This is a genomic window from Schaalia vaccimaxillae DSM 15804, from assembly GCF_000420425.1.
Taxonomy (GTDB): Bacteria; Actinomycetota; Actinomycetes; order Actinomycetales; family Actinomycetaceae; genus Pauljensenia; species Pauljensenia vaccimaxillae.
In genome coordinates, this window is record NZ_ATUX01000007.1 from 87,709 (window position 1) to 113,399 (window position 25,691).

Here is a 25,691-nt window from a genome sequence, read left to right on the forward strand (position 1 = left end):
GAATGTTTCTCTTCGACACGATCCCCTGGTACTCGTGGCTAGCTTGGTTCGCAGTCCTTGCAGCCCTCATCCTCTTCAACGAAATCACCCGCCGCTGGAAGTGGGCGGGCATCGCCTTCTTCATCGTCTTACCGATCATCTTGACGATCTTTGTTTGGCCCACCACGGCCGGCCCCGACTCATCAACCGGAACATGGTTCCACTGGGTCAAGGTCTACTCGGCACTGGCTGGATGCCTCGGGTTCATGGCTATCCGCTACTCCAAGCGCCTTGCCGCCAACAAATGGGCACTGACCTTCCCAGCAGCCATCCTCGCCATCAACATTGCCGAAGCATGCATCCGTGACTTCGAGGTCGGAGCCATGGGAGCCAATCACATGGTCGACGGCGTGTTCATGGTGTCAGGTTCATGGAACTACATGAACGGCATCGCAGGCTTGCTCAACCTGGTGACCATCTGCGGCTGGTTCGGCATCATCATCTCCAACGACAAAGCCAAGACCATGATCTGGCCGGACATGGTGTGGTTCTGGATCATCGCCTATGACCTGTGGAACTTCGCCTACGTCTACAACTGCGTCGGCGACCACTCTTTCTACGCGGGTGCGGCCCTGCTGATCTCGTGCACCATTCCCGCCTTCTTCATTAAGAAAGGCGCCTGGCTCCAGCACCGTGCCCACACCCTGGCCCTGTGGATGATGTTCACCATGGCAGTGCCTCACTTCGTCACCGATTCGAAGTTTGCGGTCGATTCCTCCCACGACCCCCGGGCCCTGTTCATTGTTTCGCTCATTGCCCTGCTGGCAAATATTGCTGTGGCCGTCTACCAGGTTTACGTGATTGTGGCCAATAAGAAGAACCCGCTCAAAGATGAGTTGTACAGCCATCTCAAGGTTCACCGCGAGGTCCTGGAGGCAAATTCCTGAGTGCCGAAGGCGCATCCCTTGTGTAACAATGCGACAATTGACCGGTGATCAAAAGCTACCGAGACGAGGCCGTGGTCCTGCGGACCCACAAGCTCGGCGAAGCTGATCGCATCATCACGCTGCTGACAGCCGAACACGGTCAAGTCCGAGCCGTTGCCAAAGGGGTGCGCCGCACCACCTCAAAGTTTGGGGCGCGCCTCGAACCCTTCAGCGTCGTCGACGTCCAACTGCACAAGGGCCGCACCCTAGACACCATCACGCAGGTCGAATCCATCGCTAACCATGGCGACCTCATTGCAGCTGATTACGACCTCTTCACCACCGCCACCGTGGTCGTCGAAACCGCCGAACGGCTCACTGCTGACGAAGAATCAGGCGCGCACAGCCAGTATCTGCTCCTCATTGGAGCCCTCTTCGCTTTGGCGCACCGCCGCCACGACCCGCCCCTCATCCTGACCTCGTACATGCTCCGCTCGTTGGCGTTGGCCGGCTGGGCGCCCTCGTGCTTCGACTGTGCGATCTGCGGGACCCAGGGGCCACATTCTGCTTTCTCGATTACCGAGGGCGGCGCCGTCTGCGATAACTGCCGTCCGGTGGGGGCAGCTGCGCCCTCGCCCGACGCGATGGCCCTCATGGGTGACCTTTTGTCGGGGGACTGGGCCAGTGCTGATATTTCGCAAGGGTATGCGCGTTCGGAAGCATCCAGCCTGATCACCTCCTACACTCAGTGGCACCTTGAACGACGCTTAAGGTCATTGCAGGTTCTTGAGAGGAGCCGAACATGAGTGATGACGCTGCTTCACCCACCCTGCGCCCAACCCCCATGGATCGGGCTCCTGAAGATCCGCGCGCCCGCCTCTTGGGACCCGGGCAGTGGCCGGTAGCTGCGCCGCAGATACCAGCAAACGAAGTGCCCGCCCACGTCGCCCTCGTCATGGACGGGAATGGACGTTGGGCGAACTCGCGTGGCCTGCCCAGAACCGAAGGGCATCGCGCCGGCGAATACGCGCTCATGGACACAATCGCTGGAGCTATTGACGCCGGGGTGCGCTACCTGAGCGTCTACACATTCTCCACGGAGAATTGGAAACGCTCGCCCGCAGAGGTTCGTTTCATCATGAACTATGCCAGTGACGTGTTGGCTCGCCGCACTGACCAACTCAACGACTGGGGCGTGCATGTGCGATGGTCGGGTCGTCGTCCCAAGCTTTGGAAGTCGGTCATTCACGCGTTGGAGCGGGCCGACGAAGCCACCAAGCACAATGACACCTTGGATCTGGTTATGTGCGTCAATTACGGGGGACGCGCTGAGATTGCCGATGCTGCCAAAACTATTGCCAAAGAGGTTGCTGCTGGGCGCCTGAGCCCCGCTGGGGTGACAGAGAAGAACTTTGCCCGACACCTTTATCTTCCCGATGTACCCGACGTCGACCTGATGATCCGGACCTCTGGTGAGCAACGGATCTCAAACTACCTTCTGTGGCAGTTGGCGTATGCGGAGATGATGTTTTCGCCCACGCCCTGGCCGGCTTTTGACCGAGAGGCGCTGTGGGATTGCCTCTTGGAGTATTCGGGCCGTGAGCGGCGCTTTGGTGGTGCTGTGGATGCGATTACCAGTGGCAAAATGACCGGCCCGTAGAGCCACGAAACTCGGAGGCTTGATTTGCGGCTTTGAGCGGCTCTTTATGCAGCTTCGCCTGCCTGAGCCGACCGGTGTGAGCGCTTTGACCAGATGCGCCAGGAAACGAGGCAAATGAGGAGGATGATTCCTGCCCATCCCCAGGGAGATCCTGCGACGGCTCCTAAAGTTGACATCCAGATTGCCAGCAGGCCCAGGCCGTAGAGCAGTGCCCACAGGACGCAGCCGGGAATCATACACAGCGTGTAGGTCAGCCACTTCATGCGTACGACGCCTGCGGCGGCATTGACAGCTGTTTGGATGCCCACGGTCAGGAAGCATAGGGGGATGACGATGAGTCCCCACCGTTCCAACAGGGCAGCCCCTTTGCGAGGTGTTGGTCCATTAAACCAGGCGGCGAGTTTTCCAAGGAAGCCGTCTTTGCCTTGGCCGGCGAGTGCTCCGGCTGCGGCGAGCCTGCCCAGCCAGTAGGTGCCTTGGGCGCGGAAGAGCACGACAAAGAACAAGAAGATGATGAGGGGGAGTCCCTCGGAAGCCCAGTCGGGGGTCACTGTTGAAGCTCTCCTTGGTACGGTTTCATGCAGTGGTGTGTCGAGGGCGTTGCCACGACACCAACGGTAGGCTTCTTAGGTTAGCCTCAGTGAAGCTCAAGTGGGAGATAGCCGCTCAGGCTGAGGCGCAATTCTCACACACTCCGAACAGATCCATTGAATGAGATACCTCGGTGAAACCGTGCTGAGCAGCGACCTCAGTCACCCATTTCTCAATCTGTTTCTGGGCAATTTCTTCAGCGTGCCCGCATACCCGACATACCAGGTGATGATGGTGACCATCCGACTCACACACCCGGTACAGGGACTCGCCCTCGGAGGAGCGAAGCACGTCCACGCGATGATCGTCTGCCAAGGTCTGCAGGTTGCGGTAAACGGTGGCCAGTCCTACCTTTTGGCCAGACTTTTGCAGGTCCTCGAAAATCTGTTGGGCCGAGCGGAAATCAACGACTCGTTGGAGTTCTTCGAATACGGCTTGGCGCTGCTTAGTCATGCGCTGCATGCTGCCTCCTGCATTCGTCGAAATAGTGCCGCTTTGGCGGTCCTTGGCATCCAGGCTACCGCGTTTTGCTACCAAAGCGTTTCGGGTCGTCATGAAACTCACCTCCCAAGGAGCCCAGTGGACGGTTTCTGGCTTGCTTCACCGCTGCGAACTTTGGTGCCTCGAATGATCGCGGAGACCAGACTTTTACCAGCGAAAACGGCGCCATAGATTCCAATAGCGAGGACGACGATGGCGGCTCCGGGCGAGAGGTCAACGAAATAAGTCAGGATTAGTCCAATCGTGCAAATGAGAGCGCCTAACGCCATTGCCTGTCGCATCGTTGCGTGAAAAGACCGAGCCGAAAGCTGGGAGATAGCAACGGGAATAATCATCAGCGCTGAAACCAATAACGACCCGACAACCCGCATTGCCACAGCCACCGTCAACGCCGACAGGATCGCAATAAGCATCGACAAGGCGTTTACGGGCAGGCCCGTTGAGCGCGCAAATTCTTCATCGTGGGTTACCGAGCGCAAAGCAGGGGATAGGCCGATCCCAACAATAAGAATGACGATGGACAAAATTGAGATCATCCAGATGTCAGTCCAATTGACGGTGGTGATCGAGCCGAATAGGTAGCTGGTGAGTTGGGCGGAAGTTCCTCCGGCGATGCCGATGAGCAGGACTCCTCCGGCTATGCCGCCGTAGAACAACATGGCGAGGGCGACGTCGGCTGAGGTGCGCCCAGACTGCCTGACCAATTCGATGGTGACTGCACCCAAGATGGACACGATGACCGCTCCGGGAATGGCCCACTGGTCGTGTGGGTTGGCGTTGGCGACGGTTCCTGCCAGCCAGCCGAGGGCAACGCCGGTCAGCGAGATGTGTCCGATGCCGTCTCCGAGCATGGCGAGGCGCCGGTCCACCAGGTAGGTGCCGACCACGGGTGCAGCCAGGCCAATGAGGATGGCTGCGATGAGGGAGCGTTGCATGAGAGGCGAAGCCACCATGTCGGTGAGTGCGATGAGGATGTCGTTCATGCCTCGTCCTCGTCTGTCTGGAACTGGGTGGTTGCGCCTGACTGCGATTGGGTGGTGGCTTCGATCCGAGCGGGGCCATCGTAGGTGAGGAGACCACCGTGCAGGTGTACTTCGTGGTCGAGGACATGCCCGAGGACGGCCAGTTCGTGTAGAACAATCAGCACCGTGGTTCCACCATTCTTGGCCGCCTCGATAATGTCAACGACCTGAGCTTTTGAGTCTGAGTCAACCCCAGCCAACGGCTCATCCATAATGAGCAGATCGGGGTTGCGGACCAAAGCCCGCGCAATAAGGGCACGCTGTTTCTGGCCTCCCGACAAGATCGCCAACGGATCCTGTGCGCGCTCTTCGAGGCCGACCTGACGTAGAGCCTCCATAGCGCGCTTCTTGTCTTCCCTGCCTGACCAGAACTTGCGTGGCCCCAGCAGGCCCGAGGAAACAACTTCCAGGACGGAGGTTGATATTCCCCCGTTTTCGGTGACTCTTTGGGGGACGTATCCGATGCGCTGCCACGGGACGCGGCGGCTGACGCGGTTATCAACTCCAAAGATGCGCACGGTGCCACTACTGCGCGGCGCGTTGGCGAGGATGGCTTTAACCAGGGTCGACTTTCCAGATCCGTTGGCACCGGTCAGGGCAACGACTTGGCCTGCGCTAACGGAGAGGCTGACTGAGTCCAGGACGATGTGGTCATCCCAGGCGACGGTGAGGTTCTCAATATCGAGGACGGCAGCGGGCACCCCCACCCCAGGGGTCCCCGCTGCCGTAGTCTCGTGGCGCGGTGCGGTCATTGACAGTTCAGAGCTGTACGCAACGCATTGATGTTGTCGTGCATGACGTCGACGTAATCCTTAGCTGGGTCGGATTGGGACTCGATGGGATCAAGGACAGCCGTGGTGATTCCGAGGTCATCGGCCAGTGTTTGGGCAACCTTGGGGTCGACCAGGGCTTCGGTGAAGATAGTGGTGACGCCCTCGGTTTTAACAACCTCTGAGATTTCTTTGAGTCGAGCCGCTGAGGGAGCCGATTCTGGGTCGAGGCCAGAGATACCAACCTGGGTCAGTTTGGTGCGGTCAGCTAGGTAGCCAAAGGCAGCGTGGCTGGTGACGAAGGTCGTTGTTTTACATGAGGCAGTTCCATCGATCAGTTCGGCAGACAGTGCAGTCATTTTCTTGGCGATGGAAGCTGCGTTGGCCGTGTACGTCTGAGCGTTGTCAGGGTCCGCTTTGGCTAGCGCCTGGCCGATGGCCGTAGCGGCTTGGCCCATTCGGTCAGGATCGAGCCAGAAGTGCGGGTCTGTGGTCATTTCATGGGCGTGATCCGCGTGGTTGTGGTCGCCATGTTCGTCGGTTGCTTCGTGTTCTGCGCCCTCGTGGTCATGGTCGTGTGCAGGGTGGTTGCCGTCGGCCGAGGTTTCCACCAGTGAGACTGCCTGTGACACATCGATAACGTTCTTCGGTTCGCTGTGTTCGATGGCTTCGTCTACTGTGCTTTGGAATCCAGCTAAGTAGACGACAGCGTCTGCGCGCCCGATCTGCATGACCTTGGCGGGGGAGAGTTCGAGGTCGTGAGGTTCTGCGCCGTCGGGCGTCAGCGAGGAGACTTCCACGAGGTCGCCCCCGATTTCCTGCGTCAGGTATGCCAAGGGGTAGAAGGATGCCATGACGTCAAGCTTGGAGCTTGCAGAATCGGCTGAAAGTGAGGATGACTGGCCGTTTGCGGATTGAGGGGCTGAGGGGCCAGAGGAACATGCACTCAAAATGAGGGCTGCAACAGCCGCACCGGCAATGAGGCAACGGGGTGAGGTCATGCGTTCATCATCCCCCTTAATGAGACTCGTTGTCAACAATCCTCCTCTCGCGAGGGACGCCCATAACTCTGGCGAGGGACGCCCAACGACCTCCTCGCCCTCGCGGCGCCCTCGTCCCAGGGATAAACCCCACAACCACCAACCACCCCCGGAATCTGAACCCACCCGACCAGTCCGATAGACTCGTGTCTACCGATCGCCGCGCCAGCCAGGTGCGGTCACACACCAAGGAGTGCATACAGTGGCAGCCCCCTCCCGCCTCGATTCCGTCATCAGTCTCGCCAAACGACGTGGCTTCGTCTTCCCCTGCGGCGACATCTACGGCGGTACCCGCTCTGCATGGGACTACGGACCCCTGGGCGTCGAACTTAAAGAAAACATCAAGAAGCAGTGGTGGCAGTACATGGTCCGCTCGCGCGAAGACGTCGTGGGCTTAGACTCCTCCGTCATCCTGCCCCGAGAAACCTGGGTTGCCTCCGGCCACGTCAAAGCCTTCACCGACCCCCTCGTCGAATCCCTGCACACCCACAAACGCTATCGCGCTGATCAGCTCATCGAAGAGTACGCACAGCGTAAGGGCTTAGATCCCGACACCGTGACCCTCGACATGGTGCCCGACCCCGTGACCGGCCAGCCCGGCTCTTGGACCGAACCTCGCGCCTTCTCCGGCCTGCTCAAGACCTACCTGGGTCCCGTCGACGACGAGGCCGGCCTGCACTACCTGCGCCCCGAAACCGCGCAGGGCATCTTCATCAACTACGCGAACGTCGCCGCCGCCTCGCGCAAGAAGCCTCCCTTCGGCATCGGCCAGATCGGCAAGTCCTTCCGCAACGAGATCACCCCTGGCAACTTCATATTCCGCACCCGTGAGTTCGAACAGATGGAACTGGAGTTCTTCTGTGCGCCCGGCACCGATGAAGAATGGCACCAATACTGGATCGACTACCGCCACGACTGGTACGTGGGCCTGGGCATCGACCCCGACAACCTGCGCTTCTACGAGCACCCCCAAGAAAAGCTCTCCCACTACTCCAAGCGCACCGTCGACCTCGAGTACCGCTTCGGATTCCAGGGGTCAGAATGGGGCGAACTCGAAGGAATCGCCAACCGCACCGACTTCGACCTGTCGACTCACGCCGAACACTCCGGCCAGAAGCTCGACTTCTTCGACCAGACCACCGGCGAACGCTGGACTCCCTACGTCATCGAACCGAGTGCCGGCCTGACTCGTTCCCTCATGGCATTCCTCATTGAGGCCTACCACGAGGATGAGGCCCCCAATACTAAGGGTGGCGTTGATAAGCGGACCGTCCTCAAGCTGGACCCGCGCCTATCGCCGGTTAAGGCCGCTGTGCTGCCGCTGTCACGTAAGGAAGAGCTGCAGGGCCCGGCCCGCGAATTGGCCGCCGATCTGCGCAAGCTGTGGAACGTCGACTACGACGACGCCGGCGCCGTCGGTCGCCGATACCGTCGCCAGGACGAAATTGGTACGCCTTTCTGCATTACCTACGACTTTGATTCGGTTGAGGATCATGCTGTGACCATCCGCGAGCGCGACACGATGATCCAAGAGCGTATCCCGCTGGCTAACGTCAAGAATTACCTCATCGACAAGATGGGTGTCCTCTGAGCGGGTTCTTTTCGCTTGGTACATGGGGCAGACGGTGAGAACCATACGAGGTCATCACGGTCTGCCCCGTGGCTGCGGCATTTAGAATGTTGTTTTCTCCCAGGACGGGTTCACGGCGATTCCTTCGATATTGATTTCGCCACGTCGATAGGAGCCCAGGCTTTCCACATCGAATAGGTGCTCATACTGTCCCGTGTCGAAGACATAACGGGAGAAGTTGAGGGGCGAGTTGATGTTCTTGCCGTTGTCGAGTCGGTAGATTGCCTGGTCTGTCACATCGAAGCGGGGGACTGCTCCGCCATCAGGAGATTCTTCGAAGGTGTAGAGATGATTTCCGATACCGGTGGTCACATCCACTGAGAAAACTTTTCCTGTCATCGTTACGAAACGGTACTCCGTACCTTTGAAACTTCCCGTCGGGATCGTCACGTCATCCGTAAGCAGATCAACGAAAGAGCCGTCGCGATCAACGATATCAAGTGAACGGCGTTCGTGGTTTTGCAAATCCCAAATCTCGAGTGCCGCGTGCCCGGCACGAGGATCCGTGCCGTCTCCCCTTTGGGCGTTAGGGTTGTCGAGCAGGAAGCTCAGGAGATAGATGCTATTGTTGTGACAGATGAATTCCCGAGTTCCTCGCGAATACCTCTCATCATGCGGGAAGCTTTCGATGACTGTCGGATTTTGCGGGTGGTTCGCAGGGTGTACCTGAACGAGTATGTCAAAGTTTTCGTCCTGCGCTGGGGTGACGGTGGTATCTCCCTTGTGTTCTTGATAAATGGATTTGGCTTGGTCAAGCAGGTTGGGAGCGAATTTCGTCTGGCCGACAGCGTAGAGGCTATCTCCGCATGCGCCCATGTTCATGTATGCGCCTCGAACATCGATGCTTTCAGTGCCATCGGCGCTCCCGATGAGAACCGGTTGTTGATATCCTTCCCGATCGGATCCCATGTTGTAGAAACTCATGAATCCTCGACCGTTGTTTCTTTCATATCTAGCCAGTTCCCCGTCGGGTTCGATATCTCGGGGAATTTGTTGTGTTCCTTCGTCAGTAGTGAGAAATTCAGAGTTTGCTCCCCCGTAGAACAACCCATATTCGGTCCAGAGGGGCTGGGCCGCGAACATCTGACCGGATTTGAACGCGCGGGTCTGACCTGAGGAGTCAGACAGAATCATGTATCCGGTTTCCGATGGCGTTCCTACATATCGAATGGCCGATTTACTGAGTTGTATCGCGAGTGCTTGGCCCTGGGTTGTAAATCCTTCGGCTGCGCGGGTCTTAGCGGGGCTCAGGGCACAGGCGTTCAACAATATAGCGACGACAATCACGGATAGGATCAGCATAGGTCGTTTCATCGGAGGTGTCTCTTAGACAAAATATGCGCCTTGCTATTCATGGCTAGAGTGTATTGCAGATCACGTGCTTTGCTATGTGTTTAGCAGCAAAACTTTGAGCGGGTGAGGCGACTATTGTCTGAGTCCATGCAGAATGAACCTATGATTCCACCGGACGCGACCTCACGGGTTTCGATTGCTTCCCTCGTGGCCTCGCCCCTCATGGTCGGGCCGCTGCGCCTGTGGTCGCCGGTGATCCTGGCTCCCATGGCCGGCGTGACCGACGTGCCCTTCCGGCGTCTGTGCCGTCTTTTTGGTGAGGAAGGCTTGCCAGCTCACCTTGACCCGGAGAATGGAGTGCGCGGTGTGGATGCTCCGGCGGGCTTGTATGTCACCGAGATGGTTACCAGCCGCGCCCTCGTCGAAGGCAATGTGCGCACCCTGGAGATGGTGCGCACCGACCCTGCTGAGCGGGTCCGCTCCATTCAGCTATATGGGGTGAATCCGGCGGTGATGGCTCAGGCCACGCAGATCCTCATCGACCGCGACCTAGTGGACCACATCGACCTCAACTTCGGATGCCCCGTCCCCAAGGTCACGAAGAAGGGTGGGGGAGCGGCCCTGCCATGGAAGAAGGACCTCTTTGAGGATTTAGTGACCTCGGTGGTGGGCGCAGCCGAACGGGCTGGGCGTGCGGTGGGCCGAGATATTCCGGTGACGGTCAAGATGCGCGTTGGAATCGACGATGAGCATGTCACCTACCTGGATGCTGCGCGTGCGGCCGGCAATGCTGGGGTGGCGGGCGTCTGCCTGCATGCTCGCACCCAGACCCAACACTATGCGGGCCAGGCTGACTGGAATCTCATTGCGCGGCTCAAGGATGCGGTGAAGATCCCCGTGTTTGGCAATGGGGACGTGTTCTCCGGCTCGGATGCTCTGGCGATGATGGAACAGACTGGCTGCGATGCCGTGACCATTGGGCGTGGCTGCCAGGGCAGGCCCTGGCTGTTCCGTGACATTGTGGCTGCCATTCATGGTGGCGGTGTGGTTCCTGGGCCTACTTTGCGCGAGGTTGTGGAGATCATTGAGCGCCACGCCGCGTGGGTGGTGGGGGATCAAGACGACGAGTTGCGGGCTCTGCGTGAGATGCGTAAACACATTGGCTGGTATCTGCGTGGTTTTGCCGTGGGCGGGTCTGCCCGCCACGCTTTGGGTATGGTTTCGTCCTTATCTGAGTTGCATGAGCGTCTGCATGAGTTGGACTTGGACCAGCCTTTCCCCAAGGCGGGGGAGGGGCCACGAGGCCGAGCAGGCGGCGAGAAGACACCACACTTGCCTGATGGGTGGCTAGATACGCCGTATTTGACGGATGCTCAACGCGAGCAGTTGCACCTAGCTGAGTTGGACGTTAGTGGAGGCTGATGAGCGTGAAAACTCAAATACAGGCAGGCGGGCCCCGAATGGTCAATATTGGTGGATGCGAGTTAGGTGGGCACACTCGAATTATTGTCCCGTTGATGGGGTCCAGCGTGGATGTTGTACTCGGGCAGATTGACGCTCTCGCGGGCCAACCCGTGGACATGGTGGAGTGGCGGGCAGACGCGATGATCGCCGCCATGACGGGAACGCCCGTGAACGAGGTCGGGGCTACGTTGGTCGAGGCGGGACGCACGGTGGCTGCTTCCTGTCCGCTGCCCGTGATTGCGACGATCCGTACCGCGAACGAGGGCGGCCTTGCGCAGCTTAATGACGAAGACTATGCGCACCTGGTGGGACTTTTAGCAGCCGTGTTCCCTGCTGTTGATGTTGAGATTATGCGCGAGGATGCCCCTGGCATCATTGCCGCCGCCCACCGTGCTGGCGCTGTAGTGGTTGCTTCCAACCATGACTTCGATCAGACACCGGATGACGACCGTTTGACTGAGGTGTTCCAGCTGATGAATCGCGGCGGCGCAGATATTTTGAAGATTGCGTGCCAAGCACAAAGCCCCTTTGATGTGGTGCGTGTGCTGGGAGCCCAGGTGTGGGCGAGGGCGGCTTTTGATCGACCGATTATCGCTATTGCCATGGGGGAAGCTGGGGCGATCACTCGTCTTTCGGGCTCGCACTTGGCAAGTGCGGCGACTTTCGCCACTGTCGGTGAGGCCAGTGCTCCCGGTCAAATGACAGCCAAGCAGACTCGTATGATGTTGGATTTAGTGGGATAGTCAGCGGTCTGCCCGAATCTGACAACATCACGAGGCGGATGGTCTTTGTTGAAGGAGCATCATCTAGGCGTTCATTGCCGATCCCGTGGGGGCATCACGAAACGGTCGCACGATGAGGTTGGCCGCTTCAATGACTGCGGGGTTATCAATCGTCAATGCTGTGGTGTCGACCAATTCAATGTGCTCATCAGTCCAGGTGGCGACCAGTGTGATTGTGGGGTGGTAGTAGCTCCACCAGCTGATCGCGTCCCAGCGGCCGGATTCGTCAATGGTCGCTGCCAGGCGCTGAGTTTGTCTTTTGTTACGTTGGGTGATGTCCGTGAAGCGGTTGATACCAAGCGTGGTCAAAGTGGTGATGTCAGCCAAGTCGGCGATACGAATGTCATCACTGAGTTCGTAGCTGCTCAGCGCGCGCGGCAGCGAAGGCGGTCCGGGAAAGTGGAACATCGTGTTGGACCAGGAGGCGAGGGCGCCGAAAGTTTCGGCGATTGCTCCTTGCGGTGTTGTGGAAAAGTATCGAAGCCTGTAGAGGTCGGGGTTGTCCCAGCGCCCAACTCCTTGGCCTCGTGGAATATACAGCGCTCCGAAAGGCTCGTCGGGTCGAGCTTTTTGATCCCAGGGGTGGACGCGGAAGACACGCATTAGGCGTAGACGCCGATCTCGTCGGCAACAATCGCTTCAAGTACCTCCGAGGTTCGGTCTCGACGAATCATCTCCAAAGGGGAGGCGCCGGACAAGAATGCGTTGGAGCCCGAAAGCCAGTCGACCACAGTGTTTTCGTCCCAGACCATACGGGCGCGCGCAATGATGAATTCGAGGTCGATGATGGCGCGTTGCGCCGCGTAGGTCGGTTCAGTTTGCCCCGATGTCCAGCGGGTTGCCTGACTGCGTGAAACTCCCAGCCATTCGGCTAATTTCGACTGGTTTCCCAAGATGTTGGCCGCGTCGCGGACTTTGAGTGGGAAAATATCAGCGTCATGTTGGGATGGGGTGCGAGTCATCCCTACATTCTAAGCGTGCAACAAATATGTTGCACTAGTTGCCTAGTCCCAATAATCCGCTTGAACCGGACGCACAGGAGCCGAAACGAACCACGTACACGTCGAGGGCGGGACAACGGTGCTTCCGTCCATCCCATGCATCGTCGGCTGGGAGGACAGCAAAGGAGCATGATCTCCAGGAACCGCAACCGCTTCAGCGTCGGTATTGAGGACCACTGTCACGCCACCGCAAACGTGGACCGAAACCCCAGGGCCGGCCCATTCAAGACCCGACACCACACCCAAAGAACCCGAACCCATCTCGCGTTCACGCCGAATGCGCAGAGCAGAGGCAACCACATTGGCTTGAGCAGCAGCCTCTTCGTTGGCTGCCCACGAACGATGCGTCGTCTCTTCGCCCTCGTCCAAACGCCCACCGCCAAACTGACCAAAAGCCACGTAGGCAGCGCCTGGCAACGACAAACCAAAAAGAGTCATTGCTCCGTGGCGAGCTGTGTCGGCGCCCGACTCCCACGATGAAAAACCATCGTCGCCCAAAGAATCTCCAGCAACGGCAATCGTGCGCCGCGCCCTCGACCAATACCACGGACACACCGCACCCAACGGATCATGCATGGCCATAGACGCTGCTGCCGCGTCCATGATCTGCGAAGCCTCCCACGGAGCCTGACGCAGCGAGCCATCACGCAAATGATGGAACCAATCCTCCGTCAGATGGTGGCCAATAGCCTCCGGGTTAATCCCCGAAACTGAAGCCGTCAGCACCGGCTGATCATCAAACATGGCGATCTCGGCTTGAATGACACGAGCCAACCGTGAGATCCCAGCCCGCAAACGAGCAGCCTGGATCACCGACTGAACGACCTCGACACGGGGAGCCACCGACCCCAAATCGATACCATCAGCGCCCGCAGCCAACGCAGCTTGAGCGCGACGAACCAACGCGTCGAAAGCAACATGATTGTCGAAGAAATCAGCATCAATGCGCCGGATGGAGGAACCCGGCAAACGCACGATGATCTTCAAGCCGGCGTCGTGGGCGGCTTCGACGAAACCCGGAAGGGGAGAAGTCGGTCCCCACACCGAATCGACGTGCTCGGGACGCACGCAGATCGCGTCGAAACCAGAACTGGCGATTTGCGGCAGCAAAGAACCAACCTCAGCAAGCTGAGCGTCATCCACACCACCAGTAACATCACAGATCACAGCGGTATGCCACCACGGAATCGGACCCCTGGTGATCCTGTGGATCAACGAGGTCCGGATAGTCGTCGTCTCGCGTACGTCATCGTGCACGAGATCATGTAAGCACAAGGTGTCACTCGAATTCGAACCGCGTCCACAGATAGTCTTAAACAGTGAGTGACTTTTTAACCCATGCAACCTCAGGAGCAGACACCGTCGAACCGGTTGTCTCCCAGCGTCTGACATACAGCGTTGATGACCGCGAACGGATGGTCGCCGAACGCCCCAAGTCACCCATGCGAACCGACTTTGAACGCGACCGTGCCCGCGTGTTGCACTCGTCTGCGCTGCGCCGCCTCGGCGAAAAAACCCAGGTGCTGGGGCCAGCAACTGACGACTTTGTGCGCACCCGCCTAACTCACTCCCTTGAAGTTGCACAAGTGGGGCGTGAATTGGGTAAGGAACTGGGCGCCGACCCCGATGTTGTCGACGCCGCGTGCCTGAGCCACGACCTTGGTCACCCGCCTTTCGGGCACAACGGTGAACGCCTCCTCGACACCATTGCCAGCGACATTGGCGGTTTCGAAGGAAACGCGCAAACTTTGCGGATCGTGGCCCGACTTGAACCCAAAGTCATCACCTCCACCGGCCAGCCTGCAGGCCTGAACCTGACGCGCGCCACCCTGGACGCTATCTGCAAATACCCGTGGGCCAAAGGCAAGGGACCCGACCTGGCTAAGTCCACGCGCAAATTTTCCGTTTATGACGACGACGTTGAGGTATTCAACTGGATGAGGCAGGGGGCGCCAGCGGGTAGACGCTGCCTGGAGGCGCAGATCATGGATTTATCCGATGACATCGGCTATTCCGTCCATGACGTCGAGGACGCCATTGCCACCATGAAGTTCAACCCCGCCCACCTGCGTGACGACCGGGCTGTGGCCGCCATTATCGATTCGACAATTGGCTGGTACGGCAAGGCTGTGACCCGCACCGATTTGGAGGACGCGGTTGAACGCATCGCTAGGATGGATGGGTGGCTCGAAGGATTTGACGGCAGTTATGAGGATTTGGCTCGGCTCAAAAACCTCACCAGCCATCTGATTGGCCGCTTTTGTTCGGCAACCGTACGCACGACTCGCGAGGCTTTTGGTGATGAGCCGCTTGGCCGCTATTTGGCTGACCTTGTGGTGCCTACGCAGACGCGCGCTGAGATTCAGATTCTTAAAGGCATGGCAGTCCACTATGTGATGAGCCCGAGAGAGTCCGAGCCTGTGTATTACCAGCAGGGCACGCTCTTGGCCGACCTCGTTGACGCCCTTTACAGCGCGGGGCCAGATCAGCTTGAACCCCAGTTTGCTGCTCAATGGCGCGCCACGGACAGCGATGATACCAGGCTGCGGGTGGTTATTGACCAGGTTGCGTCGTTGACGGATTCTTCGGCTTCTGCGTGGCATGCGCGATTGTGCGGGATGTTGTCGAGCCAGCTGTGACCCCGGTCAGCCGGGACGCAAGTGAGCACGCGCATCGGTAGACTTGCGGCATGCCAGGGCTCATTCGCAAAGAAGACATCGCTGCCGTCAGGGACGCAGCGAAGATCGAAGATATTGTCGGCGAACATGTGACCCTGCGCCCCGCCGGAGTTGGCTCCCTCAAGGGCCTGTGCCCCTTCCACGATGAACGAACCCCCAGTTTCCACGTCCGTCCTCACCTGGGCATGTGGCATTGCTTCGGGTGCGGGGAGGGCGGCGACGTCATCTCTTTCGTCCAAAAGATCGACCACCTATCTTTTACTGAAACCGTTGAAATGCTGGCCCAGCGCCTGGGCATGACCCTGCATTATGAAGAGGGCGGGCGCCAGGTGCGCGCCGAAGAGCCGGGCCGTCGCCAGCGCCTCATTGACGCTCACCGGGTTGCCGAAGAGTTCTACCGCGCCCAACTAGCATCCCCCGAAGCGCACGTTGGCCGCACTTTCCTGGCAGAACGCGGTTTCAATCAGCAGATGTGTGAACACTTTGGCGTCGGCTATTCACCGAACTCGTGGGACGCATTGACCCGGCACCTGCGTTCCAAAGGGTTTACTGATCAAGAACTGCAGATTGCTGGCCTAGTATCCCAAGGAAATCGTGGAGTTTATGACCGCTTCCGCGGCAGGCTGATGTGGCCGATCCGCGACATTACGGGCGCCACCGTTGGGTTTGGTGCGCGTCGCCTCAATGATGACAAGGAGTCCCCGAAGTACCTCAATACAACGGAGACGCCGATTTATAAGAAGTCTCAGTTGTTGTATGGCCTGGACCTGGCCAAGAAAGAGATTTCGAAGAATCGCCGAGTGGTCGTTGTTGAGGGGTATACGGATGTCATGGCGGCGCACGTGGCGGGTGAACCCTGCGCTGTGGCCACGTGTGGAACAGCTTTCGGGTCTGAACACGTCAAGATCATCCGAAGGCTGCTTGGCGATGTTGCCGACCCTGCCGCGGGGGTTGTCCTATCCACTGGTAGGGCGCGCGGCGCCGAAGTGATCTTTACTTTCGATGGTGATGAGGCTGGCCAAAAGGCTGCGCTTCGGGCCTACAACGAGGATCAAAACTTTGCCGCGCAGACCTTCGTTGCAGTTGAGGCTTCCGGTATGGATCCGTGCGATCTGCGTATGGCTAGGGGAGATGTGGCTGTGCTGGAGTTGATTCGCCAGCGCACTCCGTTATTTGAGTTCGTCATTAAGTCGGTTTTGGCTCAGGTTGATCTTGGCTCTGCTGAGGGACGTGTGGCTGCGTTGCGCGCTTCTGCTCCGGTTGTGGCTGGTATTAAGGACCGGGCATTGCGTTCTGAGTACACGCGTTCGCTGGCTGGTTGGCTGGGAATGGACATTCGCACGGTGGAACAGCAAGTGCGTCAGATTCCGCGTATGTCTTCTGGCCAACCCCAGGAATTGCGCGCTGGCGAGGTTGAGATGGCTGGGGCTGGTCGTCCGCTGCCGGCGCAGCGCCGGTCGGGCCCAGAAGATCCAGTTGCCAAGATCGAACGCCAAGCTTTGGAAGCTGTTTTGCAGCATCCAATGGCAGTGATCGGTTCTGGTTTTGAGGAACTTGAAGGCACGTCCTTTACTGTGCCCGCACATCGTGCCGTCCATGATGCGATTCGTGCTGTAGGTGGATTGGATGCTTTTACCCAGATGCTTCAACGAGCTGAGGAGTCGAGTTCGGTCGGGGAGGGGGCCGTCGATTCCGCCTCGCGAGTCTTCGTCGAGATGGTTCGTCAAGAATCAGTCCCTCATATTGATGCGATTGTCACGGAGCTGGCTGTTGCGCCTCTACCTGTTGCGAGTTCGTCGCGACAGGCGGAAGGCATGGGACAGGGGCGCGAGGACGATCAGGTTGTGCGTTCCTACTGTCGTGGTGTTGTGGCTGCCCTGGTCAGAATGGATTTGACGAGGCGCATGGGAGAGGCTCGCGCAAAGCTGCAACGAATGAATGAAGACGACGCAAATTATGCGGAGGCCTTTCGTGACCTAATACGTCTTGAGGAGCGAAAACAGTCTCTTAATGAGCGGGATTACTTGTCTTCGTCATGGTGAAGTCGTAGGTACTATCTCACTTTTCTATCCTGATTTTCTTTGTTCGGTGAACCACTCGATAGTTACTCGTGATTGTTTTCATTTTTCTGGTTATCGAAGAACCAATCCTTTAGGATTTTGAGCGTGTCTTGTCCATCGATATAGGACCGTTTCGAAGGAAGATCTCATGAAAATCAATCCAATAGCGCGCCGCTGGCGACGTGGGGTAGGGGTGACGTCGGTGTTCGCACTGGCTCTCTCGACCCTCGTTGTCGGCCATGTGGCTGCGCCGACACCAGCACAGGCTGCGGGACCGCAGACGATCCAAATGGGCGAGTTCACTGCTTCGCTGACTCCGGACAGGAGCGTGTACACGACTACCGATGATGAGCTTGCCACGGCAATACGGGGCGATGCGTCGGTGACGTGTATTCGCTCTGCGAGTCGAGATGCGGATGGTAATGTCACGAAGCCCGGTGACAATCCGAACGTTGGTAATGGCTCGACGAGCTTCCTTGCTCACGGTGTTCCAGCTTTCTCTGGTGAAGGTTGTCCTCTGAGCACAGAACCTGCACTTGTGACGCGCCAGAGCTCTATCGGATTCTCACCCATGGCGCCGGCGGAAGCAGTCGCAGGTGAAGCCTTTCTCCTCGGTCAGGTACAGCACCAAAACTGGGTGATCTCTGATATGCGTCAAGATGTTGGAGATGCAGCATCGCTCTTCTACGGAGATCTCAACGTTCACTTCTCGGGTGCTGCAACAGGGAGCCAGGGAGACTCATTTTCTTGGAATCTTGAGGAAACTCGCAATGTCGCCGAACCCAGGTATGAGGTGGGGGAAGACGGCGCATTCCTGTATTGGAATGTTGTTGGTACCGCTGGTAACTACAGTGCTGAGCTGAGATCGACACGAGTTTACAACGGTCAAGATCCCGCTGTAGTTGCTCAGCGTGATGGCGATGGCAAAGTTCTTTATTACCATTTCTATCAGGCTGCCAATGGCTACTGGTATCCGAATACTGCACAAACCTACACGACACCGGATCGGATATTCGTGGAAACTGGCAACTTGGATTTCCTTTATCCAAAGCCTGCATCTGACGTCGATGACATCACGAAGTTCTCCGAGATTAGGTCTACCAAGGTCTTTACCACTTCTGGTGGTATGCCCTATCGCTTGGTCATCCGTGGCTTTACTGAGCCGAGTGCGAATGGTGACGGTTCGGTTACTTGTCCGGCCTCTCCTGCGACCAACAATGTGACTAACGAATTCATCACCAAAGAGAATGCTTTGACCTACGGTTGTCTTTATGCTTCGTGGGAGCAGGAACGACCTCTGGTTATCCAGAAAGAGGTTCAGAAGGCACCTGAAACTGCCGAGACGAACATACCGGCCTTCGACTTCGAAATGAACGACACTCCGGATGTTGTCAAAGATATTTCCCTGACGCCCAGTGCCTTCGATCTGGCCACTGGTACCTTCACTAATACGTCTAATGGTGTCGCCACATCGCAGCAGGAAATGCTCGTGCCTATCGACGGCGTTGATGTCATGGAACGTGATCTGCAGCCGAATTGGACACTGACAGCTCTCCAATGTGTCCAAGGTCCGGCTGAGGACTCGAACGGTGACGGCAAGTATGAACCAGAACCTGTTCGAAACTGGACTGATCGCAATACTTATCCGTTGGTGACAACTCGTGCAGGAACAACGATCAACTCTGACCTTGCAGGTCGGACTGTCAGCCTAAGAGATATTGCCATGGCGGATTCCACGGCTACTCTGGCCATCACCTGTCGCTATGTCAACCAGTATGGCGATGATCCTAAGCCAACGGTTGCGAAGACAGCAGATACGACATCTGTGCGTGTTTACAACAATAAAGTGACTCTGCCTTATACGGTGACGGTTTCCAACGACTACACGAAGGACCAAGTATTCGGCCCTCTCACCGATACGCCTGGACTGCCCGAAGGCTTTACTCTGACCAAGGTGACGGTTGACGGTGAGGTGGTCAGCCCCACCCCGACCAACGATGCTCCCTTCGAGATCGCGTCTGCCAACCAAGTTGTGCCCGCCGCCACGGTTAGTGCTGAAGGCTCTGTGGTTCCCGGAACCAAGTCCTACAAGGTCGTCATTGAGGCCGAGCTCAGTGCCGAGGCTCTTACTCAGGTCACTGGACCGGAGAAGATTGGTGAATGCAAGCCTTCCGACGGGCCTGGCACCCCTAATTTTGGTGGCTACAACGCGGTCACTCTTGACGGAGAACCCGCCACCTCCACTGATGACAATGATGACTGCATTAATATTGTCGCCTCATCGCTTAACGTTAAAAAGGTTGCCGATTACAAGGAAGTGCATGTCGATGGCAACGGCAATGCAACCCTTATTTACACAGTGACGCTGGAGAATTCCGGTGATACTGAAGCGGCTACCCAGTCTGACGTTATCGATACACCAGCCATCTCCCCGGACTTCAAGGTCACCGACGTTAAAATTGGTGATACCGTCGAGGGAGCTACCTCCGTCACAACGAAGGCCGATGGTTCTTTCACAGTGTTTCCCAAGGGAACAATGGTTCCCGCAAAAAATGGAGATACAACGGGTGAGAAGAGCGCCAAAGTCGTCATCACTGTCCACACGGATAAATTGGCCACCGTCGACTGGGTTGACAAGGCTGTATGTAAGTCTGGTGAGGGACGTGGCACATCGAACTACGGTGGCTACAACTATGTCGCTGCCAACGGCGACACAGGTGACGAGGACGGCGACAACGACGACTGCATCACTTTGAAGCCGTCACTAAGTGTGAAGAAGGATGCCACCACCGCTTCGGCCCTCGTTGATAAGGACGGCAATTTCACAGCAAAGTACACGGTTACCGTAACTAATAAGGGTCCCCAGACTGTTTTCGGTCCCTTGACAGACACACCGACCCTTCCCCAGGGATTCAGAGTCACAAAAATGACTGTGAACAATCTGCCTGATCCACGTGCAGCTTCGGGACGCCCAATCACTCTCGCTCGTGCGAACACGATAATTGGTGAGGACGCGACCATTACCTATGACATCGTGATCACTGGCAACGCGCCTGCGGAATATAGCTGGACCGAGGATTCCGTTGCCAATGTTTGTGAAACCGATGGTAAGGGGACACCTGGCAAGGGAGCTTTCAACATTGTTTCCATGCCCGGTGATGACGGCTCGGATGGCGACAATGACGCTTGCGTACCGATTATCAAGCCTGGTCTGACGATCGAGAAGAAGATCAACGGTTACAACGCGGACGCTGCCCCCGGTGTTGCGGTTGGAGACACGATGAACCTGACCTACGAGGTCAAGAACACGGGCAACACGGTGATGACCAACGTTACTGTCACCGATTCGATCCCATCGATTATCGTTACTGCTCCGACACAACGCTACGCTGCCGATGGAACCATCGTGCCGGGCTTCCACGGGATGCTTGCCCCTGGGCAGACTGCCGTCTTCACCGCTACAGCGCCTGCTCCAGCGGCCGGTGAGCAGCACCATAATGTTGGCAAAGCCAGCGGCTACCCGCCGGAAGATCCGAAGAATCCACCAAATCCGGATGATCCGAACGACAATCCGCCGAACACACCTCCGACGACTCCTGAGGAGCCAGAAGACGACGCTTACGCTAACAAGCCTGGTATTGAAGTCATTAAATACATCAACGGCCAAGATGCCAACGAAGCTGCCAATGCTGTCGAGGTGGCTCCCGGTTCGACGATGAACGTCACCTACAAGGTGACGAACAAGGGTTTGACTGAGTTGACCAACGTTGAACTCACTGACCAAGTGACTGCCGGCGGCGGCAATGCTCCGACTGATCTGTCCTGCCCGGAGACGAAGCTGGCTGCGGGTGCATCCATGACGTGCACCGCAACCATGACCGCTCCGGCTGGCGCGGGTGTCTTGCACACCAACGTTGCCAAGGTGACAGGTACACCGCCGTCAAACGGTACTCCTCCTGAAACCCCCGATGGCACGACCCCGCCTGAGACCGTCCCCCCGACGGTTGAGGACGAGGACCCCGCCAATGCTCGGACGCCAGACAAGGCGGCATTGTCAATCACCAAGCGAATCAACGGCTACGACACGTCTGAAGACAGTCCGGTTGTGGTCAAGCCGGGTGAGGACATGAAGGTTTCCTTCATCGTGCGTAACACCGGAACCACTGTCGTCACCAACATCAAGGTGGAAGACGACATTGCTAAGAAGCAGGGTGCCCAGATCGTCGCTGGCGCTGAACGCTACGATGCTGAGGGCAACCCCGCTGGTGCCTACAAGGGCGCCCTCGGTGTCGGCGAATACGTCATCTACACGACGACCCTGAAGGCTCCTGAGGGTGACACTAAGACGCACCACAATGTCGCGACGACTAACGGTTACCCGCCGGAGGATCCGAATAACCCGCCGGACCCGAATAATCCGCCGGACCCGGACAACCCGCCGAACGTTCCTCCGATCTACCCCGAGGATGATCCGAAGAACCCGCCGCCCTCGGACGACGGTCACGCGGGAGTCCCCTCCATCGCCATTAAGAAGCTCATTAATGGCCAAGACGCGGACACCGAAGAGACCGCGGTCTCTGTCAAGGTTGGCGAGCCAATGACGATCACCTACAAGGTGACCAACGATGGCAAGACACCTTTGACCGACATCAAGGTCAGCGACCGAATTGCAACCCAGGAGAACCTGGCCGTTGAGGGCATTACCTGCCCGAAGACGGATCTCGCGGTTGGTGAAACGATCGAATGCACAACCACTATTACGGCACCTGCCTACGGTGGCCAGCTGCACACGAACTACGCCAAGGCTGAGGGAACTCCCAAGAACCCGCCGACACCCACGCCGGTTCCCAACGATCCGAACACTCCTCCGGCTCCCAACCCGGACGACCCCAACGACCCGAATAACCCCACGGTTCCTCCGGTCGAGTCGCCCGAGGATCCGGGTAACGCAAAGACCCCGAAGTCGCCGAGCCTGTCGATCACCAAGAAGATCAATGGCCGCGATGCCTCGGTTGACAACCCCGTTGTGGTCAAGCCCGGTGAAGACATGGCAGTGTCCTTCATCGTGCGCAACACCGGCAACCAGATTGTCACAGGCATCACCGTAACTGACGATCAAGTCTCCGCTGACAAGATCACCGCTCCCGCAGTCCGTTACGACAAGGACGGCAAGGAAGTTGGTGCCTACAAGGGTGCCCTCGACCTCGGCGAGTACGCGATCTACACCGCAACGATCAAGGCACCGCAAGAAGCCGGTCAAAGTCACCGCAACGTGGCGACTACCAACGGCTTCCCGCCGGAGGATCCGACCACACCGCCGGATCCGAACAACCCGCCGGAAAACCCGGATGTTCCGCCGATCTATCCGAATGATGATCCGAAGAACCCGCCGCCCTCGGACGACGGCAACGCTGAGACGCCGAAGCTGACGATCGTTAAGAAGATCAACGGTGACGACGCCAACGAAGCCCCCGGTGTGGCAGTGGTTGCAGGATCCGACATGAGGATCACCTACCTCGTCACCAACGAGGGCAAGGTACGCATGGACCAGGTCAAGATCATCGACAACGTCACCGTTGGTGACGCAGTTGCTCCGACTCTCGACCAGATCACATGTGACGGTGCCAAGCTGTCCGAAACTTCGGTCAGCCTCGAACCGGGTGAGTCGATCACCTGCGAGGCAACGATGAAGGCCCCGGCAGAAGGCAACGGTTTGCACACCAACGTCGCCAAGGCGACTGGCGTGCCTCCGACCACGCCGCTGCCCAAGGACCCGAACGATCCGAACAGCCCGGACCCGAACCATCCGGATACCCCGGATCCGAACGATCCGAACCAGCCTGGCAACCCGCCCTACACTCCGGAAACTCCTTACGAGTCCCCGGAGGACCCGGGCAACGCTCACACCCCGAATGAACCGTCGATCACCATTGAGAAGAAGCTCAACGGTTTCGACGCGGATGCGGACGACCCGATTGCTGTGAAGCCCGGCTCCGAGATCCAGGTGACCTACCTGGTGACCAATACCGGCAACCGCACGCTCAACGATGTCAACGTCACTGATGACAAGATCAAGGCGAAAGACATCACCGCGCCCACTCTCAAGTGGAACCAAGAAGGTCAGTCCTCTGACTTCACTGGAACCCTTGCTCCGGGAGAGTACGCCTTCTTCACGGCCACCGTTATTGCCCCCAAGGCAGCCGGTGGACACCACGTGAACGTTGCGGTTGCTCATGGCACGCCTCCGAAGGATCCGAACTCCAACACCCCGCCGACGCCGATTTCTTCGCCGCCGGATGAGGGCCACGCTGGCGTTCCTTCGCTGGCGATCGTCAAGAAGATCAACGGTGACGACGCCAATACTCGCCCGGGTGTTGAGGTGAAGGCCGGTTCGGACATGAAGGTCACCTTCGAAGTCACTAACGATGGCAAGGTGGATCTGGTCAACGTCAAGGTCACCGACTCGGTGATCAAGTCGGGCATCGTGTGCCCCGGCACTGGCAATGACACGATCGCGTACCTGAAGGCTGGTCAGACCTCCATCTGCTCGGCCACCATCAAGGCTCCTAAGGCTGGAACGGTTCACCACAACGTTGCTAAGGCAACGGGTGTTCCTCCGACCAAGACGCCGCCGACACCGATCCCCGGTGAGCCGACGGCTCCGAACGAGCCGCCCACGCCTGTGGAATCTCCTGAAGATCCCGCTTACGCTCATGTCAAGCGCAAGAGCAAGCTCGCCAAGACAGGTGCTGAAGGATCCATCCTTCTGTGGGCCACTGGCCTAGGCCTGATGGGTGCAGCAGCTTTGAGCTTCAACCGTCGTCGTAACGACTGAGGCTGACATAGGCTGAGACAGGGCCCGGACTCGAAAGAGTTCGGGCCCTGTTTATTTTATTCACATCACAACTCAGCATTTGTATGGTGGGAAAATCCCAGTCCCAAATTGGGGATCTGGGCGCTTAGCGTCGAGATGTCCCCAATCATCGGTGCGTGAAATGTGGGAAGATTCCATTCGTAGTTACTCCACTTTCGCGTTATCGCCTGATATCGCGGAATACCCCATCTAAGGAGAACCCATGGCAGAAGTTGAGTCCTTCACTCTGGATCACACAGCGGTTAAGGCCCCTTATGTGCGTCTGATTGACGTCGAAACAGGCCCCAACGGTGACAAAATTTCTAACTTTGATCTGCGATTTGTGCAGCCGAATGAAAACTCCATCCCGTCCTCGGGCTTGCACACCATCGAGCATCTGCTTGCTTCACTGATCCGCGATCGCATGGACGGGATGATTGATTGTTCGCCTTTTGGCTGTGCAACCGGATTCCACATGATTACGTGGGGTACTCCTTCAGTTGAGGACATCACCCGTGTTGTCACCGATTCTCTGCGTGCAATCGCTGAAGAAGTCACATGGGAAGATGTGCCGGGCACCGACATTTACTCCTGCGGTAACTACAGGGATCACTCGCTGTTCTCGGCGAAAGAATGGGCGGCAAAGGTTCTTGAAGAAGGGATCTCGGTTGATCCTTTCGAGCGCAAAATGCTTTCTGAGTGAGTGACACGTTCCCCGAGGTGCCTGTCTTGAGGCTGGCGATGATCCCGCAGTCTTGAAACGAGCGTCCCTCGGGGAACTTTTGTGCGTCCTTCGCGGAAGTTATGGGCGTCCTTCGCGGGAAATGAAATGAGGGAGGGGCTAACGAGGGCGGTTAGTCGAGGCCGACGCCTTCTCGCATCTGAGCTTCGAAACGCGACGCCAACTCAAGCCCCGACTCATCCAAAGGCCCATCAGCTGTCAAAATCGAAAACAACTCGTTGTCTTCACGTCGACGAATCCAACAGGTCAAAGTCGTCCCATTGTGGGCTTTGACCTGCTTTGACGTCACCATCGTGTGATGGACCCTCTCGGTGACAACACGCATGAATATCTCAGGATCCTCCGACACGGTCACGCCCGACAAAGTAGGCCGCTCCGGATCCACCCACGTACACGTCAGAGTGCGGCTGTCTCCATCCCAACGCGCCGTTTGAACCTCGTACCACATGCCCGAATCAATGACCGAGGCCGTGCGTTCGACCCCATCCTCGTCTTGACCGGACGTGGCGTGGCTACCGGGATCGGCAAGGATTATTGCGTAGCGGCCAGCGACAACCCAGCGCCCGTCTTCGAAGAGGATTGCCGGTTCGCGTCGATCGGTTGTCGGCAATAGATCCGTAACTTGAGGGGGGATTGTTGGCATCTGGTTCATTGCTCGATTGTAAGCCTGGATACGACAACCCGGCCGAGCCAAGTGCT

General features: G+C 57.8%; 20 protein-coding genes. 10 read left to right on the forward strand and 10 right to left on the reverse strand.

The features are described from left to right. Positions 1-2 precede the first annotated feature (2 nt). From G439_RS0105410 to G439_RS0105420, 3 genes are read left to right on the forward strand one after another with little or no spacing between them, the layout of a single operon-like run. Positions 3-926 carry a DUF5692 family protein gene (locus G439_RS0105410; protein ID WP_022868171.1) on the forward strand — a complete coding sequence of 308 codons (924 nt, stop codon included), beginning with the start codon at positions 3-5 and terminating at the stop codon, positions 924-926. A 47-nt stretch (positions 927-973) separates the two neighbouring features. Then, on the forward strand, positions 974-1,711 hold the full coding sequence (recO, locus tag G439_RS0105415) for a DNA repair protein RecO (protein WP_026459428.1): 738 nt from the start codon (positions 974-976) through the stop codon (positions 1,709-1,711). Continuing rightward, positions 1,708-2,565 carry an isoprenyl transferase gene (locus G439_RS0105420; RefSeq protein ID WP_022868173.1) on the forward strand — a complete coding sequence of 286 codons (858 nt, stop codon included), beginning with the start codon at positions 1,708-1,710 and terminating at the stop codon, positions 2,563-2,565. The genes recO and G439_RS0105420 overlap by 4 nt, the downstream gene beginning before the upstream one ends. 44 nt (positions 2,566-2,609) lie before the next feature. On the opposite strand, the gene G439_RS0105425 is transcribed toward G439_RS0105420, so the two are convergent. The 5 genes from G439_RS0105425 to G439_RS0105445 form a co-directional block, all read right to left on the reverse strand. Beyond that, positions 2,610-3,116 (reverse strand): hypothetical protein, encoded by a 507-nt coding sequence (locus G439_RS0105425; protein WP_022868174.1) that lies wholly within the window; start codon positions 3,114-3,116, stop codon positions 2,610-2,612. A gap of 115 nt (positions 3,117-3,231) precedes the next feature. Next, positions 3,232-3,618, reverse strand: a complete 387-nt coding sequence (locus tag G439_RS0105430; RefSeq protein ID WP_022868175.1) for a Fur family transcriptional regulator — start codon at positions 3,616-3,618, stop codon at positions 3,232-3,234. Positions 3,619-3,716: 98 nt separating this feature from the next. Next, positions 3,717-4,640 carry a metal ABC transporter permease gene (locus G439_RS0105435; protein ID WP_022868176.1) on the reverse strand — a complete coding sequence of 308 codons (924 nt, stop codon included), beginning with the start codon at positions 4,638-4,640 and terminating at the stop codon, positions 3,717-3,719. After that, the gene (locus tag G439_RS11290) at positions 4,637-5,431 is read right to left on the reverse strand and encodes a metal ABC transporter ATP-binding protein (protein WP_083940803.1); all 795 of its coding nucleotides are present in this window, start codon (positions 5,429-5,431) and stop codon (positions 4,637-4,639) included. The genes G439_RS0105435 and G439_RS11290 overlap by 4 nt, the downstream gene beginning before the upstream one ends. Further along, positions 5,428-6,450 (reverse strand): metal ABC transporter substrate-binding protein, encoded by a 1,023-nt coding sequence (locus G439_RS0105445; RefSeq protein ID WP_026459430.1) that lies wholly within the window; start codon positions 6,448-6,450, stop codon positions 5,428-5,430. Before G439_RS0105445 ends, G439_RS11290 begins: the two co-directional genes overlap by 4 nt. Positions 6,451-6,691: 241 nt before the next feature. Between G439_RS0105445 and G439_RS0105450 the strand changes: the two genes are divergently transcribed. Next, positions 6,692-8,080, forward strand: a complete 1,389-nt coding sequence (locus G439_RS0105450) for a glycine--tRNA ligase (protein WP_022868179.1) — start codon at positions 6,692-6,694, stop codon at positions 8,078-8,080. A gap of 81 nt (positions 8,081-8,161) precedes the next feature. Here G439_RS0105450 and G439_RS0105455 read toward each other — a convergent pair whose 3' ends face one another. Continuing rightward, positions 8,162-9,433: a hypothetical protein gene (locus G439_RS0105455; RefSeq protein ID WP_026459431.1), complete on the reverse strand. Its 1,272-nt coding sequence runs from the start codon at positions 9,431-9,433 to the stop codon at positions 8,162-8,164. Between the two features lie 201 nt (positions 9,434-9,634). Between G439_RS0105455 and dusB the strand changes: the two genes are divergently transcribed. Both dusB and aroD read left to right on the forward strand, forming a co-directional pair. Then, positions 9,635-10,834 (forward strand): tRNA dihydrouridine synthase DusB, encoded by a 1,200-nt coding sequence (dusB, locus tag G439_RS0105460; RefSeq protein WP_279379505.1) that lies wholly within the window; start codon positions 9,635-9,637, stop codon positions 10,832-10,834. Between the two features lie 5 nt (positions 10,835-10,839). Beyond that, entirely contained in the window at positions 10,840-11,619 is a 780-nt protein-coding gene (aroD, locus tag G439_RS0105465; RefSeq protein WP_243442550.1) for a type I 3-dehydroquinate dehydratase, read from the forward strand. Positions 11,620-11,682: 63 nt separating this feature from the next. On the opposite strand, the gene G439_RS11295 is transcribed toward aroD, so the two are convergent. From G439_RS11295 to G439_RS0105480, 3 genes are read right to left on the reverse strand one after another with little or no spacing between them, the layout of a single operon-like run. Further along, entirely contained in the window at positions 11,683-12,261 is a 579-nt protein-coding gene (locus G439_RS11295) for an RES family NAD+ phosphorylase (RefSeq protein ID WP_022868183.1), read from the reverse strand. Beyond that, entirely contained in the window at positions 12,261-12,620 is a 360-nt protein-coding gene (locus tag G439_RS0105475; protein WP_022868184.1) for a helix-turn-helix domain-containing protein, read from the reverse strand. The genes G439_RS11295 and G439_RS0105475 overlap by 1 nt, the downstream gene beginning before the upstream one ends. A 42-nt stretch (positions 12,621-12,662) precedes the next feature. Beyond that, on the reverse strand, positions 12,663-13,826 hold the full coding sequence (locus G439_RS0105480; protein WP_131333546.1) for a hypothetical protein: 1,164 nt from the start codon (positions 13,824-13,826) through the stop codon (positions 12,663-12,665). Positions 13,827-14,044: 218 nt separating this feature from the next. On the opposite strand from G439_RS0105480, the gene G439_RS0105485 reads away from it, so the two are divergent. From G439_RS0105485 to G439_RS0105500, 4 genes are all read left to right on the forward strand, one after another. Next, positions 14,045-15,298 carry a deoxyguanosinetriphosphate triphosphohydrolase gene (locus tag G439_RS0105485; RefSeq protein ID WP_279379506.1) on the forward strand — a complete coding sequence of 418 codons (1,254 nt, stop codon included), beginning with the start codon at positions 14,045-14,047 and terminating at the stop codon, positions 15,296-15,298. Positions 15,299-15,348: 50 nt separating this feature from the next. Further along, positions 15,349-17,379, forward strand: a complete 2,031-nt coding sequence (gene dnaG / locus G439_RS0105490) for a DNA primase (protein WP_026459435.1) — start codon at positions 15,349-15,351, stop codon at positions 17,377-17,379. 166 nt (positions 17,380-17,545) lie between these two features. After that, on the forward strand, positions 17,546-24,232 hold the full coding sequence (locus tag G439_RS0105495; protein ID WP_022868188.1) for a DUF7507 domain-containing protein: 6,687 nt from the start codon (positions 17,546-17,548) through the stop codon (positions 24,230-24,232). Positions 24,233-24,473: 241 nt separating this feature from the next. Then, entirely contained in the window at positions 24,474-24,953 is a 480-nt protein-coding gene (locus G439_RS0105500) for an S-ribosylhomocysteine lyase (RefSeq protein WP_022868189.1), read from the forward strand. A gap of 151 nt (positions 24,954-25,104) precedes the next feature. Here G439_RS0105500 and G439_RS0105505 read toward each other — a convergent pair whose 3' ends face one another. Beyond that, positions 25,105-25,644 (reverse strand): hypothetical protein, encoded by a 540-nt coding sequence (locus G439_RS0105505; RefSeq protein WP_243442551.1) that lies wholly within the window; start codon positions 25,642-25,644, stop codon positions 25,105-25,107. Between the last annotated feature and the right edge of the window lie 47 nt (positions 25,645-25,691).